Origin of the sequence: Moraxella tetraodonis (assembly GCF_022359095.1) — a bacterium.
GTDB classification, from domain to species: domain Bacteria; phylum Pseudomonadota; class Gammaproteobacteria; order Pseudomonadales; family Moraxellaceae; genus Faucicola; species Faucicola tetraodonis.
On record NZ_JACSYB010000001.1, the window covers coordinates 1,369,983 to 1,386,183 of the forward strand.

The 16,201-nt window shown below is 43.6% G+C and carries 9 protein-coding genes; 4 read left to right on the forward strand and 5 right to left on the reverse strand.

Annotated features, from left to right (window positions below):
- Positions 1–22 precede the first annotated feature (22 nt).
- Entirely contained in the window at positions 23–580 is a 558-nt protein-coding gene (locus H9W84_RS06105) for a hypoxanthine-guanine phosphoribosyltransferase (protein WP_007115322.1), read from the forward strand.
- Between the two features lie 100 nt (positions 581–680).
- On the opposite strand, the gene recD is transcribed toward H9W84_RS06105, so the two are convergent.
- The 3 genes from recD to H9W84_RS06120 are packed head-to-tail and all read right to left on the reverse strand — an operon-like array spanning position 681 to position 11,772.
- Entirely contained in the window at positions 681–2,648 is a 1,968-nt protein-coding gene (gene recD, locus H9W84_RS06110; RefSeq protein ID WP_239742394.1) for an exodeoxyribonuclease V subunit alpha, read from the reverse strand.
- Positions 2,649–2,678: 30 nt separating this feature from the next.
- Positions 2,679–7,163, reverse strand: a complete 4,485-nt coding sequence (locus tag H9W84_RS06115; protein WP_239742396.1) for a UvrD-helicase domain-containing protein — start codon at positions 7,161–7,163, stop codon at positions 2,679–2,681.
- A 25-nt stretch (positions 7,164–7,188) separates the two neighbouring features.
- Entirely contained in the window at positions 7,189–11,772 is a 4,584-nt protein-coding gene (locus H9W84_RS06120; RefSeq protein ID WP_239742399.1) for an exodeoxyribonuclease V subunit gamma, read from the reverse strand.
- 363 nt (positions 11,773–12,135) lie between these two features.
- Here H9W84_RS06120 and H9W84_RS06125 point away from each other — a divergent pair, with 363 nt between their 5' ends.
- On the forward strand, positions 12,136–12,348 hold the full coding sequence (locus H9W84_RS06125; protein WP_239742402.1) for a hypothetical protein: 213 nt from the start codon (positions 12,136–12,138) through the stop codon (positions 12,346–12,348).
- A 24-nt stretch (positions 12,349–12,372) separates the two neighbouring features.
- On the opposite strand, the gene H9W84_RS06130 is transcribed toward H9W84_RS06125, so the two are convergent.
- Together H9W84_RS06130 and H9W84_RS06135 are read right to left on the reverse strand one after the other, a co-directional pair.
- Positions 12,373–13,044 (reverse strand): YoaK family protein, encoded by a 672-nt coding sequence (locus H9W84_RS06130; protein ID WP_239742404.1) that lies wholly within the window; start codon positions 13,042–13,044, stop codon positions 12,373–12,375.
- A gap of 173 nt (positions 13,045–13,217) precedes the next feature.
- A complete protein-coding gene (locus H9W84_RS06135; RefSeq protein WP_076776629.1) occupies positions 13,218–14,021 on the reverse strand; it encodes an enoyl-ACP reductase FabI in 804 nt (267 codons plus the stop codon).
- 189 nt (positions 14,022–14,210) lie between these two features.
- On the opposite strand from H9W84_RS06135, the gene folE reads away from it, so the two are divergent.
- Together folE and H9W84_RS06145 are read left to right on the forward strand one after the other, a co-directional pair.
- Positions 14,211–14,789 (forward strand): GTP cyclohydrolase I FolE, encoded by a 579-nt coding sequence (gene folE, locus H9W84_RS06140; protein WP_060995758.1) that lies wholly within the window; start codon positions 14,211–14,213, stop codon positions 14,787–14,789.
- Between the two features lie 276 nt (positions 14,790–15,065).
- Complete coding sequence (locus H9W84_RS06145; protein ID WP_239742406.1) at positions 15,066–16,124, forward strand: NAD(P)H-dependent flavin oxidoreductase; 1,059 nt, start codon at positions 15,066–15,068, stop codon at positions 16,122–16,124.
- Positions 16,125–16,201: the final 77 nt, after the last annotated feature.

Below are 16,201 nucleotides of genomic sequence, written 5' to 3' on the forward strand. Positions count from 1 at the left end.
TTTTTAAATTAATAGGTCCACCATGAATCAACTTAGCAATCAGCAAATCGAAGAAGCGCTACGCAATTCTGAATGTCTCATCAGTAGTTTTGAAGTGAGTAGTGCTTACGAGCGTTTGGCAGCCAGTGTCAACCTGCACTATGCAGGTCAAAATCCCATTGTGATGGTGGTGATGAATGGCGGGTTGATTCCAGCAGGTCAACTGCTTACCCAGTTTACTTTTTATCATCGTATGTACTATATCCATGCTACTCGCTATCGCAATAACCAAGGCACTAATGAACTTGAATGGAAATTCAAACCTGAAATTGATTTGGCGGGCGAAGATATTTTATTGATTGATGATATTTTTGATGAAGGCATTACCCTAAAAGCGGTGGTCGATGAGCTGGCAAAAGAAAATCCAAAATCTATCCGCACCTGTGTGCTACTCAATAAACTCCATGACCGAAAAGTTCAAGAGTTTAAAGTCGATTTTGTGGGTCTAGATGTGGCAGATCGTTATGTGTATGGCTGCGGTATGGACTATCACGGCTATCTACGCCATATGCCAGGGATATATGCGTTAAAAAATGTGTAAAACTGCTTGTCATAAATAAAAAGGTATCGTTGGATACCTTTTTTTATGGCGTATTTTTTAGAAGATATCTTTTTATAATGCCTGTTTTATGACCTATCCTTTATGGCATGTTGTTGAGATGCTCAAATTGTAATTGCAAACCAGTTTGCCGCACCGCTTTTTGCGTCACCGCTAACTCAAAATTCTCTTTAGCGCTATATATGGATAAAGCGGATTTACTGCGCGTCACCGCTGTATAAATCAGCGCTTGGCTTAGTAGCCTTGTATGCGCTTTATCGATACAAATGGCGACCGTGTGAAATTCTGAGCCTTGTGACTTATGAATGGTCATCGCATAGGCATAGTCACAACTTTCACGGCTTAATCGCTGGATGGGTATCACTTTTTCTGCAAAACAGGCGTATAACTGCCCTTGGTACAACAGACAAATCGCAATATCGCCATTGAATAACCCCAACTGATAATCATTGTTTTGGATGATAATCGGTAAACCGTGATAAAAGTAAGCTTTGGTTCGCGTAATTTTGGAAAACTCGGTAAAAGCTAGGCTCATCTTTTGGTTGATTGATTGGGTGCCCAATTGTCCTTGATGACCTGCACACAGAATGCGGTAACTATCAAATACCTCAAACAATTCTTTTCGATTATTCGCTTCAAAAATATTGACAGGCTTGCTGTACCATTGCTGCATAAGCGCAAAAAATGGATGGTAAGGTTTCGCTAATTGGTTGAAAACAGCAGGTAAACTCGAAGACGCATCAATTGGGTAGAAAGGAATATTTGCTGTTTGCTGTGTTTTACCAGCCAAGTCTGGTGGATTTGCATTTTGAGATGGCTTAATTGCTTGCAAATCAATGGGTTGTAATAATCGCTGTATGAGCTTTATTTTTTTAGGTGCAGGCAAATTTTGCTGAATGGCGAGAGCAAACTGACCGACAACTGAATTTGAATCAAAGCGTTTTGACTCCGTCAACTCAGTGATATAAGGCTGCAAACGCGTCACCGCGCACAAATCTGATAGAACCGACCCCGCATCTACCGCAGCCAGCTGATTGGCATCACCCAACAAAATCAGCCGACCCGTGGGTTTGATAGCATCAACCAACTGACTGGCTAGCTCAAGCCCTAGCATAGACGCTTCATCTACGATAATCAAATCATCGGGTAATGGATTTTTGGCATGATAGCGTGGTATGCCATCACTACCAATACCTAGCAGCCGATGTAAGGTTTTTGCATTATCCAAAGTGATTTCTTCACCTTGCAAACTTTTTTGCAAGCTTATACGTAATGACTCTTGCATACGCTGCGCTGCCTTCCCTGTCGGTGCAGTCAAGGTGATAGATAAAGGTGGTAAGTTAGGGTCCTGTTTTCTTTTGTGCTCGTGCCCCTTTTGCAGCGTGGTTACCAGCTTAGCCACGGTAAAAGTCTTACCCGTACCAGGGCCACCGATAATAATACTCAGTGCGTGTTGACTCGACTTGTCGATGGCGAGTTGCTGCATCGCATTGGGCTTGGGCGCCAAACCGTTATCTTTGCCCTGTGATACAGATATACCATTGAATGCCGCCACTTTTCTATGGGCAATTTTCATCAGCTGCTTGGCTAAAGATTGTTCTTCATACCATTGCCGATGCAGCCAAACAATGTAGCTAACTTGCGTTTCACCAACTCCATCAACTGCTTGGGTAAGCTTTTGAAGAATGATAGGTGTATTGGTGTCATGGTGGCATAATTCATCCTCCTTCACCCCTATCACGCTTGCCCAGTTATTGTCAGTTAACTCTGCAATGAGTGATTTTTCATATTCATCATTGACCGTCATTTCATACATAGTATGACCTTCTGACAGTTGTTTATTGATTTGGTCAAAAATTTGTAGGATTTTCGGTTCTTCTTTTGTTTTTTGGCCGTTGTTTTGATTTCCTTTGCTTAGGCTATTTTTATTGGTTTCTGTATTAGTTAGCTGTGATTTTTGCTGCTTGCGGTATTGAATAAAATTGGCTAATTGGGTTAATTTAGCGGTTTCTTCAATTGTAGCGGTTGGCTCAGTCGTGTTTGTTTTCATAATAAATTCTTTATGCGTCATTGTTAAATTTTAATTGTCATTGGGATAGCCGAACATATCATCGAGTGCCAAGATAAAGTCACTATCAAACTGCTTTACTAGCTTCCCACAGGTAGCGTGTTTGGCTGACATACCGCGTAAAAAGGCATATTCGACCGCACCCAAATGGGTATTGATGTCATAATTGGGTAGTCGCAGCTTTAAATAGCGATGCAATGCCACTTGGTAGATGCTTGCTTGCAACCAATAACTATGCGTGGTCATCGCGTCATATAATGCCGCTGGGTTATAACTGTCGAAATCACTGCCGAGATAATTGCTTTTATAATCGACGATAAAAAACTGTGTGCCGTGCTGATACACCAAGTCAATTTCCCCTTTGAGATACTGCCAAACCATGGTGTTGACTTCTTGGCTCTGCAATTGCAGTGGGATATCAAATTGATGAAACAACCTGTTTAAGTCGCTAAATGACAAATGCTGATTTAAGCGTAGATTAAACCCTAATTCAGCAACTTTTTGGTTGTATTTGATATTGACCAGTGGGACTGCCGAAGCGGCTAACGGTGTATGGATAATGTCATCTAGCCAATCCACCAACGCGACATAATCCGGCTGTAAATCATCAATGTTGATATCATGCCAATTGCCATACTGCCCTGCACTACTCTCTTTTGTAGAAAAATAATTGCTCGGTATTTGGTAGCGTCTTAACGTGCGATCCACCATGACTGACCAGCGTTTTAACTTGTCTGCTCTCGCATCTTGCTGTGGTATAGCCAACTCAGGGGTTTCATTGTAGTTATTGGCAATGTCTTCTAAAACACTATGTAAAAAAGTACCCGAGTTTGTGCCCTTTTCAAAGTTAAATCTAATGGAATTAACCTCGTTACTCGACTCCCCCGCTAGCCTGTTATTGGAGACAGGCAATAAACGGGTTTGCGCCGCTGACAAAATATCATCATCTTGCCTGTCTTCGGCATTAACCACTGTGTCAACGCTGGTATGGTCAATATAACGAGACAATGCGGTAAAACTGGTATTCGCCCATCCTTTAAAGGTATCGATGGTGATGACCTTGATGATTTCATCGTAATCAATCTTAGCGACCGTAGCGTTTTGTTCATTTTGCTTATTCGTTTTGGAGGTGAACTTTAGCTTTGAGTCATAGTATTTACTTAGGCTATTTGAATCTATGATATGGGTCGTTTCAGTCAACGTTTCTTTGACAGCAAATTTTGCTAAATCGTCCATGAAAGGCGCCAAAGCAGAATTTTTCACTGCAGATTTTTTGGCGACAGTAACAAGATACACTTGTTCTTTTGCGCGGGTAAGGGCAACGTACAATAATCGCAGTCGTTCCTCGTAGGCAGATTGGTCTTCAATGGCGACATAATTGATTGGGTTGTTATCGGTTATTTGGCTGGGCAACGCGGTCAATCGGCGGCTTAACAACGGATTATCATGATTTTGGGTCAATTGCGGCGTTGCTTGATGGGTGCTTTGTATGGCATACAGATATAACGGCGCACCATGAAACTTGGCTTTACTCTCCCCGGTAAATCCAACCACAAACACTATCGGAAATTCCAAGCCTTTAGACGCGTGAACCGTCATCAGTTGCACCCCTTCATCGGATGGCAAGCGCTGCTGCGTTGACCAATCTTCTTTTGGCTGCTGCTGCACTTGGGCGCAGAACCACTCAAACAGTTGATGCTCGCCTACCTGTCCATTGAACTGGTCGCTAATAATATCTAACAACTGGCGCAAATCGATGAGCAATCGCTCGCCATTTGGATGTTTGGCGAGGCGCTGCCAAAAATTGAGGGTGATTTGGTTGGGTAAAGTAAGCGGTTGATTGAGTAGCCACTGTATCGCAACCAAAAAACTGTATTTTTGCCACAACTCGCTGGCGGTCAATACCAATTGCTGAATCTCAGCCAGACTGGTGTTTGTTGACGCTTGATGATGAGGGTGAGCTTGTCCTTGCGCCGCTTGGGTGTTAGTTTGATTAAGCGCATCATACAACTGGTTGATTTGTTCAAGGGTCAGCTGAAAAAAACTAGACAACATCAAGGATTTTAATTTTGATTCGCTAAATGGCGTCAACAGCACGCTTTGCAAGGTCATCAAATCAACACTCATACTATCACCAAAGACACTTTTACTACCGCCTCTGACCGTCGCAATCCCCTGATGATGTAAGCGTTTCTCGATGGTATGAAGCTCACTGTTTTTGACTGCCAACACACAAATATCACTCAGCGTCAAGCCACGAGTTTGGTAGCTTAATGCTTTACTATCATCAAATAAATCAAAAATTTGCGCGGCAATCGCATCGGCATAATCCACCGTTTTTTCATCAGTTGATGAGATGATGTCATTCGAGGAGTCAGTATCATTTGATATGCCGTCATTCTCGGCTACTGCCACCATTTGCTGACTATAGGGCGCTTTATATTCGATAGCAATATGATTGAACGCAGGTAAGCTTACAGCTTCATTTTCCGCCGCATTGCCGACAACTAGCTCAGTGGTTTGGCGCGTCGCAGAGATTTTGCGATAATAAATTTCACGCCCCATAAAATACGGCTGTTGGTTAACATTGGGCAGCTGGTCGGCTTGATTTGGGTCAATATCTTGCTCGCCAACGCCATACCAGTGATTGAGGCTATCAATCAGTGCTGCCGATGAGCGATGGTTTTGGCTCAGTGACTTGGGTTGTTCTGGAAATAATTTTTTTAGCGTGGTGTAGTTTTGTACGTCCCCGCCGCGAAATCCATAAATTGCCTGTTTGGGATCCCCTACCAATAGCAAAAACTGCGAAGGGGTGTGATATTTTTTAGCATTTGATTTTTCTGCTTTATCTGCTGTATCTGACTCAAAGTCTTGTAAATAAACCCTTTGAATCAGTAACGCTTGTTCGGTGTTGATATCCTGCGATTCGTCAATTAACGCGATGGGATACTGATGGCGAATATAACGCGCTAACGACTGACCTTTTTTGCCGGATAACGCATCGTTTAACCGCGCTAATTGTAAGGCAAAGGTAGTTAGCCGCTGTGATTCTAGTCGTTTTGGCAGGTGAGTACGCACGTAACGGCTAATAAACTGGGTAAAGTAAAAATTTACTTGTTTAAAGTAGTCTTGCAAGGCTTGCGTTTGTTGGATAAGCTGCCAAATGTTGTCCACGATGTCAAAGGATTTGAATGTGGCGCTTTGCTGTTCTTTTTTGCTATTAAAGCCTTTATCGTTGACGTATAAATCTTCAATCCCATCTAGCACCTTAACTATATTGCCAACTTTATACATAGCAAAAACATTGGTAATGTCACCCGTGCTGAGTAAATTTTGCAGATTTTTAATTTCGTTAAAGTGTTTATGAAGTTTATTGCTAGCACTAAACCCTTGGGCTTTACGAAAGTCACTATCAAAATATGCCTCAAACTCACTATCAATATCATCTGCAATCGACTGCATCAGTGCCTTAATAGTAGTGGTATCAAACGCTGTCAATGGTACAGTATCGATGTCAGCGGTATAAAAATTTAGCGCGCGATTAACCGCCTCATAGTAATCATCAACCGGTAAAAACACGTTATTGTCAAACATCATCGGATACAATTCAGGCATATTGGCATTGACCTGCGCCATAAATGCCCTAAGTTGGTCGTGAATCATACCCTTGATGATGCCGCTGACATCATTACTGATTTGTACCTCTGCAGAAAACCCCGTTTCGCTACTGTATTCTCTTAGCCACTTTTGACACAAACTATCGAGGGTGCTGACAAATAAGCGATCAAGCTGGTTGAGTGCCAATGTGGTGCGCTGCAGTGCGATACGAAAATTGACGGTGTTTTTGGCAGGTTTGTGGGTGCTGTTTTCACTATCCTCAGCGGTTGGCTTTGGGGTATTTAGGCTTTCTTTCGGGCTTACTTTTGGGCTTGCTGCAGCGGTTACATCTACCGGCAAACCAAAGACTTGTTTGGCGACCCACTCGATTAAGTGTTTATTGATAGGGTCTTGGTACTTACCCAGTAAATTTTTTTGTGCTGCAAGGGCTTGTACCTGCGCAATAAAGTGTGCATATTTTTGCACAGCGATAGCTTTGCTGCTATCCAAATCGCTGTCGTTTAACGGTGTAAATGTAGAATGGTTAATCATTTGCAGCAATTGATAAAAATCTTGCAAACGCTCACGAATCCGCTGGCGCATTTCGGCGGCGGCACTTCGCGTAAAGGTCGTGGCGATAATTTTTTCACACGGCTGCCCCGCTTGCACGATTAGTCGCAACATCACGCCCGTCAGCGTCCATGTTTTGCCCGTGCCTGCTGAGGCTTCAATCAAATGACGCCCCGTCAATGGCAAAGTGACTGCAGGAGGTAGTAAAGATTCAGCGTCTTCTTTAATGCGTGCTTCGTCGATGTTTGTTTGAGTGTTTGTTTCGATGTCTGCCTCGATATTTGTTTCACTACTTACTTTTATGCTTAGGGTATGAAGATCGTGTTTCATAAGATTTCTTTGATAAAAATGCGTGTCATGCTTCAATGAGTTGGTGCAATTCTTTGAGCATAGATAACATAGGCTCATAAATCAGCGCGCCCAACGTCTGTGCAAACCCAATAACCACCGATGGTTTATAATCGCCGATTAAATGCTGCCAAATCGGGTAGTTAAACTGGTTCACATCCACAAAATTAAAGTTACTGTCTTTTAGCCAATCACCTAGATGCTGGCTGGCTGGCGCCTCTAGCTGTTTTTGTTGTTTTTGTAAAAATGACAGGCAAAAAGCGGGCGGTACAATGGTTACGACGCTATCGATGAGTTGATACACCATCACAATGTCCTGCAAATAACCACAGGCTTGCTCACAAGGGATGGCAGGTAAATACACGGTTTTTTTATTGCTAAACTGCCACAGCGAAAAGCCATCATTCGCCTGTGCTTGTTGAGCCGTGGTGCGGCGCAGCACTTGCCAACATAAATGATGCAACCAAAATTGCAACAGGTATTTTTCTTTGCCAGAGGTTGGCAAATAATTTAACCAATAGCTGGGATTGGCAGCTGCTGCAACCTGATCTTCAATTGATTGATACGGTTTACACAATGGCAAGTTGGCAGTGATGACCCAGCTTTCTTTACTGTCCATCAGTCCCGCTTGTTTATCCAGCGCCAAGGCACTGATGGCGATTCGCTGCTCTTCACAGGGGGTTAACGCCGTTGCCACCCAGTGGATGACCTCGTCCGTATTTTGTACATCTAATGCCCCAAATTTATCTGAATAAAAATCCCCTAACAACTTTGTCTCAGTAGCATCGAGCTGTTGGCTGATGGTTTTTAAGTGATGAACAAAGTCCTGCAAATCTTTTTTGAGTTGTTGCTGATTTTGCTGCAATGATTGGTAACGGTTTACCCCGGCTGGTAATAACTCATTGATAGCGATGTTGATTGATTCTTGAATGATTGGCTTTTGCGCGTTTGCTGCCAGTTTCATCTCGTTTTTTTGAGTATTGTGATTATTATGGTTATTATCGCCCTTATCAAGTAAGGCTTGGGCAAAAAAAGCATCTAACAAAGATTTACGCAACAACCAGCCATCTAACGCATCCAAGGTTAACGATTCAAACTCGTTATCATTGCCACCACTATCATTGTCACCCTGGGCAGGGATAGAAATGTTTTGTGCCTTCACAAAGGCTTTGGCAGGATCGGCTAGGTTGCCAAAGATTTTACTCAAGTTGACATAATGCTGCTGCGACTGTTCAGGCAGGTTGGACAAACGCTTTTTCAGTTGTTGCCACTGTGATAGCCAGTCAATTAGTTGCTTTGTATCCCAGACTTGCACGATTGGCTGAGTGGACGTAGCGTTTTTATCTTGCAGCGCTGTATAAAGATTGTGCCAAATTTTGGCAGGTGGGTACAGGGCGGTTTTTGACAGCTTGATTTGCTGGTTTAGAGTGGCTGTGGTTTGTTGTAAATCAGCAGATACCCTATCGTCATTAATTTGCTCGGGACTTTGAATACCTTTATCTTTATGCTCGCTTTTTTGCTCGCTGTTATGCTCAGTTTGCGCCAATTCAAAATAACTTTTATCAAATGGCAAGGCGGCATGATGGGTCACTAAATACGCTTTCACCCATTGTTCAAAGTTAGCTGACTGGGGATTTGGGGGATTTTGAGAATTGTTGCTTAGGCTATTTGAGTCGTTATTGGGGTCAAGAATAGCGTCATTACTTGCCATTCGGTTTTGCAAAAAGTCGAGTAATTCCTGTACGGGACTGGCAGGTAAATGCTCGTGGGTATCTGTGGTACTTTTACCATTATAAAATATCCAGCACGCTTGCTTGGCGCACAGCAACGCGTCCAAAAACGCGCCTAAATCGTCATCTTCTCGAAATCTGTCACCGCGAATCGGCAATCCTGCCTGCATCAGATTATAACGGTTTTGCTGCTCTTGCTTTGGAAAATCCGATAAATTTAAATTGAGCATCACCACCAACTTATACGGCAAGCTGCGCACTGAACCGATACGGGCAAAGGTAATCACGCCAGACGGCTCGGCACTTACTTGCTGATTGATAATCGATTGGGCGATATTTTCGAGTACAAAAGTGAGTTTAAGTGGCAAATTCTCGGTGTCAATTTGCTGCACTGGCTCGGTAGGTGGGTTGGGAGTTTTTGCGGTTTTGCTTGTTACCGTAGCGAGGTATTTGCTATTGGCTTCGATATTTTCTTTTAGGTCATTTTGTGCGGCAAAAATGGCGCGCCACGCATTGGTTTGATTAAATAGGCTAAATTTTTGCTGAATCAGCTTTTCGATTTGGGTTAGCCATTCAGGCAGGGTTTTGACGTCATTACCTAGGTGACGATTGTCATCCAGCGTCTGATAAATATCACACAGCACAGCGACGATGTCGGCATCTGCCATGGTTAAGTTTGTCAGTGGTACAAACTTCTCTACCACGCCAAAGCTATTGGTATACTCCCCAAAACTGACCAACGTGGCTTTGGGCATCATCACGCCAGCGACCAAGCGCTCAAGCGCGTAAGCAAAGGTGTATCGATAGTCATCATCGGCGGCACTTAAGGTTTGCTGCAAATGCAGCTCGTCAAACCCGCGAATAAATCCTGCCTGAGTCAGCAAATCACAAGCACGGGTCATCTGCTCCAAATTAAGCCCAAAGCTTTCATATAGTGGCGCTAGCATCAACCAATCAAATACTTCACTACGCTGAAACCGAGCGCCTGCCCGATTGAGCAGCGTGTAGTACCCTGTAATCGCTTGCCAAAGCAGGTTGATATCTTTTGCCACCACGCCTGTCACTTTGGCTGGCAACTGATAGCCATCACCGCCCACGTGTTTGGGGAACGTGGCTTCGATGATGTTTTGGTGGGTTTCGATATCAGGCAATAATACCAAAATATCTGACAATGCCCGTCTATCCCAAGGATCGGCGGGAATCTGCGCGGGTGTGGCTTGCATATCGCTATAATTTAGCCACCCGATAATCATACTGCGTAGCACTTCAAGCTGGCGCACCATGCTATGACAGACATGAATGGCAATACTGGTATCAAGTGGTTTGGGTCGCCATTTTTCCACGTTTTCAAGTTGCTTGTTGGATTCTTGCTTGAGTTTGTCTTTAATGGCTTTGTATAGACCAAGCGTGGATTCAATATCTTTAAGCCCATTACTTTGAATATTGGCAAGCTGCTGCTGCAAAAGCTGGGTTTGCTGCACGAGGTTTTGGCGACAATCTTCACTCGCTGCTTTTGCTGCCTTTGCTTCATCGCCTTTCACCAGTTTAAGCATGTCATTGATTTTGGCGGTGGTTGCGACTTCTTCTAGCATTAAGATGTCATGTTGGATAAATTCAAGTAACGTATTGGGCGGTGTGTTATCAAAATCATCTTGCCACAGTACATGTTCATATTCATTACCCGATAAGCTTGCCAGCATGGCAAACACTTCACGCGACTGTTTGCCAAACCGTGACAATAAAGTATGACCATAATCTTTTAGATACCAAGCGTCATGCTTGCTGGCATCGTCTTCCATTTGCATCTGCATGAGCCAGTTTTTATCGACGATATCTGCCCAAAATTGCTCTGATGGGTTAAAGTGTAAAATCGTGACGTCGGTTAGCACCCCTAAGCGTTGTAAGTCCAGTAACTCTGTCGGCGGTAACTGCTGCAAAGTAAATAAAAACACGTGCTTTGGTAACTTGCTACGGCTGATATTGCGGATACGGGTCTCTGAATGGTTTAATGCCTGCCAAAACTGCTGATGCAGCAGCTCGCGAAACTGGTAGTCATCATCAAACAGCTGTCGCCATAAAAATCGCTGCGCGGCTTCTAACTGTTCATAGTGCTCAACGAGCCAGTCAGGTGTCTCGATGGCGTTGGACGCATCCCGCCCGTTTAAGCGATTATGCAGCGCATCTTTTTTGGCAATCATCTCACTCACCGCCACAGGCTTGTTTTGCCCCCAACTACTGAGCCACTGCGGACGATAGGTCATATAACGATTGAGCATGTTTGCCATATCACTGGCTAGCTGCCAGATGCGTTGATCTTGGGTTTGTAAGTCAGCAGATTGGCTAATCACGTCATTAGACAGTAGCGATTGGTTATTCGCCCAGCTCAAACTGTCAATGGTGGTTGGTGTATCAAATGCAAAACCAGTCGCATTTGCGCTATCTGCTTCTTTATCTTCAACCAATGGGGATAAAAATGGATAAAGCGGATGTTGCGGCTGCTCCACAATGGCTTGTCGATACTGGGTTAAATAGCCAAATATTTGCCACTGCATGACGTTTTTGGATAGCATTGCCACTTCTGGCACGTCTAATATATCGTCGTCCTCCGAGATGCGCGCATAGGTTCTTAAAACCCGCTGCATCAGTCCCAAAAAATAGCGACCCCAAAATTCGGTGGTTACTAAGGTGCTGATGCCTGCCTTATCTGCGACTTGTTTTTTTAACCACTCCCCCATGACTTTAGATGGCACAATCACCTGAAATGGCTCAAAAATTGAGCTTTGATAACTGGGATTTTTGTAGGCCTTTAACAAATGGTCAAATAGCTTATCGACTTTATTGCTTTGTATAATCGTTAGCATGCAGTAAATACTCAAGAATTTTTATAGATAGTAAGTGAGTCGCTCAAAAAATTATACAGCAAAAAAAACACCTCACCCTCACCGCTCAATGAAAAAATCGCCCGAATTTCTACAGTCGCGACATTGAGTGTCGCCTGCAATTTATCAACCTCAGTAACTCACTTAGCTGTTATGCAATACAAAGCAAGTAATATATAGCTAACAAAGTGATAAACTTATCCCTACGTCACTCATAAGTATATTTTTGGTTACGTTTCATCTTTAATTGTTGTAAGCCATTTGTTTTACTTATAATATTAAGCTTATTAGGTCTAACGTATAAAAGAAAACAACCGTATAAAAGAAAACAACAAGGAGACGACCGTGACTGACAATACTAACGCTAACCCTATCGACAAATCTCAATTAGACAACGCCCAATCTGATGTTGCCAATGAAGCAATGGAAGGCATCAATCGTACCGACATCAACCAAGATAATGCGAGCACTCCTACATCTAAGGGCTCTGATGAATCGCTACTTGATATGTTACATGAGGCGAAAAAATTCGAAGATGAAGATGAAGATGAAGAATAACATAAAATCAAACGGTTAAGGTTGCTACTTAGCCGTTTTTTTACGGGTTAATAAATATACTTGATAAGCCAGCGCTGACAATAACACAATCACAATGGGTAACATCAGCGTCATGTATTTGTAGTGGATATAGCCCAAAGCACCTAATACCCCACCGCCGCAAAAGCTATACCATATCATCGCTTGAAACACGAACATCTTCTTATTAATCGGCCTGCCTGCCAGCCAATTACCCAAGGCTGAGCCCATATCTGAGGTCAATCCTGTCAAATGGGTGGTGCGAATCACCGCACCGCTATAGGTCGCGACCATCGAATTTTGCAGTCCGCAAGCCATCGCGGCAAACACCTGCCCCCAAAATGACTGGTAGCTAAATAAAATCAAACTGATGATTAATAAACTTGCTTCAATTAACAAAGCGTTGCCATAGCGCTTACCTTCTTTTAATGCCGTACTACCCACCACAAAGCCACTGATAACTGCCCCAGATAAAAACGATAACAGCACGATACAAACCATCGCCATCTGCTGGTAATGCTGTTCCGCCAATGCTGTAGCAAATAGCGTCACATTGCCCGTTACATGCGAAGCAGATAAATGCGTGAAGCCGACTAATGCGGTGCTATTGATACACCCTGCATTAAACGCCAGCACGCAGCCACCCCATAAAATCCACTTGGGTAATTTATTAATCATTATATACCGCCATTTATCAGTCTTTAGCTGATTTGCCCAACATGTTAAGCCTGACAAAAAATGGTAAGCTTAACCAGACGGCTTTGCAATCCCTATCCAAACATCCATCAAAAAACAGCAAGCAAAAAAAAGAGCAACCATGGTCGCTCTTTTATCAACTACCCGCCTAAAAATTAGTCTTCTACCTGCATCATCACTTGTTCAGAGAGTGCCACGGTATTAAAACCTGCATCGACAAATAAAATCTCGCCGGTGATACCAGACGCCCAAGGCGATAACAAGAACATCGCGGCATTGCCGACTTCTTCAATATTGACATTGCGCTGTAGCGGTGACATTTTGGCGTTGGTGTCGAGCATTTTACGAAATGATTTGATACCGCTTGCCGCCAAAGTACGAATCGGACCTGCAGAAATCCCATTGACACGGATACCATCGCTACCCAGAGAGCTGGCAAGGTAGCGAATGCTCGCTTCCAGACTGGCTTTGGCTAGACCCATGACATTGTAGTTTGGCAACACATGAATACTACCTTCATACGTCAAGGTTAACAGTGAGCCTTGGCGTTTTGCCAGCAATTCACGGCTGGCTTTAGCAAGCGCCACAAAGCTGTAGCTACTAATATCATGGGCAATGGCAAAGCCTTCACGGGTGGTCACTTGGGTAAAATCACCATCTAGCTGATCGGCAGGGGCAAAACCAATCGCATGCACGACCCCATCAATGCCATCTGGCCAGTGTGCAGCAACTTGGGCAAAACACGCTTCGATTTCGCTATCTGACGCCACATCACACGCCAATACCTTCTCTGCACCAAAAGTTTCGGCTGCCATATCCACGCGTTTTTTCATTTTTTCATTCGGATAGGTCAAAATTAAACTCGCGCCTTCACGATGTAACGCTTCTGCGATACCCCAAGCAATCGATAATTTACTGGCGATACCGGTAACAACGAAACGCTTCCCTGTTAATAGCATGGTTTTTCCTTATTTTTCAGTGAACGAATATGCACTATAATAGCTCAAAATTAGGGAGTAATTCTAGCAAAAAACCCAAACAAAGCAAATTTAGTGATTTTCATGGCGTTTGTGACAAAAATCGCTTTACAAATAGTGGTAAAGCGTTAAGCTATGCCTATTTTTTTAAACTTAAATGTTATCATGACTATGCCTGCAAATTTTGACGAGATTATCCAACAAAACAGTGATGCCTACCGCACCCTAATTGCATCAACAGGGGAAGACTTAACACGTGAGGGACTACTTAATACCCCAGAACGTGCTGCTAAAGCCTTTAGTTTTTTGACCCAAGGCTATCATCAAGATTTGGTCGAAATTACCAATAACGCGATTTTTCCAACTGACAATAATGAATTGGTTATGGTAAAAAATATCGAGTTTTATTCGATGTGTGAGCATCACATGTTGCCTTTTTATGGCGTGGCCCATGTGGCGTATCTGCCCGATGGCAAAGTGATTGGACTGTCAAAAATGGCACGTATCGTGGATATGTACGCCCGACGTTTGCAAATTCAAGAAAACCTAACCCGCCAAATCGCACAAGCGGTGATGGATATGACAGGGGCGAAGGGCGCGGCGGTGGTGATGGATGCCGCGCATATGTGCATGATGATGCGCGGGGTGATGAAACAAAAATCCGATACCCGCAGTATGTCACTACTGGGCGAATTCAAACACAATACCGACGCAAGACAAGCGCTGTTAATGGCGATTCCAAGCGCCTAATATCTAGACTTGGTACCTAAGCCACTTAATACCTAAACTTAGCGCCTAAATAGTCAACCTAAATTAACTAGTTAAAAAAGCCCCAGTGACGTTACTGGGGCTTTTTTATATTCAGCCGATTTATAACGGGCATATAGCACTACTCCATAAAGTGCTTTTCCATATACTACTTTTCAATATCATCTATTGGCGATACACTAAAATGGTTTTCGATTTTTGCCCTGTAAGACCATAACATAAAGACAAACATATTAAAACAATAACAAGGAATATAAAATGCTCCATCATACCAAGGCGATTAATAGCTTTCTTGACTACGTTAAAGTTCAATTGCCCATCATCCAAGCGCCGATGGCAGGTGTCCAAGACAGCAAACTTGCTATCGCAGTGTGCCAAGCAGGCGGGCTTGGCTCACTCCCCGGCGCCCTGCTCAGCCTACAAAAAATCGAAAGTGAAATTGCGAGTATCCGTCAAGCGACTGATGGCCCCTTTAATGTCAATTTTTTTGCCCATCAACAACCTGACTATACCCAAGCAATGCAAGAAAAATGGTTTAATGTCCTACAACCTTATTATCAAGAATTGGGTTTGACGCAAGATGAGATAGCCACGACTGGTGGACGTCAGCCATTTACCCATGAACAAGCAGCGCTAGTGGCGGATTTAAAAGTCCCTGTGGTGAGTTTTCATTTTGGCTTACCTGAAAAAGCTTTGTTAAATGTCGTCAAAAAATCTGGGGCGATTGTGGTATCCTCCGCCACCACGCCTGCAGAAGCACGCTGGTTGCAAGCCAATGGGGCGGATATGATTATCGCACAGGGGTTGGAAGCAGGTGGGCATCGGGGTATGTTTTTAAGCCAAGATGTAACGCTGCAAGCGGGCACTTTTAGCCTATTACCCAATATCATCCGCTCTGTCAGTTTACCGGTGATTGCGGCAGGCGGTATCAGCGACAACGCTACCGCACAAGCAGCGTTTGCTATGGGCGCTAGCGCAGTACAGGTGGGTACGGCTTTTTTGCTGGCAGATGAGTGTGATACCAAAGACTTTCACCGCAAAGCGCTGCAAAGTGAGCGAGCCGAACACACCGCTTTAACCAATGTATTTAGTGGTGGCTTAGCACGCGGGATTGTCAATCGCTTTATGCAAGAAACGGGGTATATTAGCGAGTCTGCACCGCCATTTCCCCATGCCTCGTTTGTCAGCAACCCCATTAAAGCCAAAGCCGAAAGCATGGGTAGTGATGAATTTAGCTCACTGTGGGCAGGGCAAAATGCGAGATTGGCGAAAAGTGGTACAGCAGATAAAATTATTCAAGATTTACTTGGACACTAATTGCAAAAAATAATCTTGATATATTTTGTTAGTAAAAAAACGTGAGTAGCGTCACTCACGTTTTTTTTAATGAACAG

Coding starts and splice junctions, on each gene's coding strand:
- recD (WP_239742394.1), bottom strand. CDS start 2,648: ATGAAAACAAACACGACTGAGCCAACCGCTACAATTGAAGAAACCGCT.
- folE (WP_060995758.1), top strand. CDS start 14,211: ATGCCTGCAAATTTTGACGAGATTATCCAACAAAACAGTGATGCCTAC.
- H9W84_RS06115 (WP_239742396.1), bottom strand. CDS start 7,163: ATGAAACACGATCTTCATACCCTAAGCATAAAAGTAAGTAGTGAAACA.
- H9W84_RS06120 (WP_239742399.1), bottom strand. CDS start 11,772: ATGCTAACGATTATACAAAGCAATAAAGTCGATAAGCTATTTGACCAT.
- H9W84_RS06130 (WP_239742404.1), bottom strand. CDS start 13,044: ATGATTAATAAATTACCCAAGTGGATTTTATGGGGTGGCTGCGTGCTG.
- H9W84_RS06145 (WP_239742406.1), top strand. CDS start 15,066: ATGCTCCATCATACCAAGGCGATTAATAGCTTTCTTGACTACGTTAAA.
- H9W84_RS06135 (WP_076776629.1), bottom strand. CDS start 14,021: ATGCTATTAACAGGGAAGCGTTTCGTTGTTACCGGTATCGCCAGTAAA.
- H9W84_RS06105 (WP_007115322.1), top strand. CDS start 23: ATGAATCAACTTAGCAATCAGCAAATCGAAGAAGCGCTACGCAATTCT.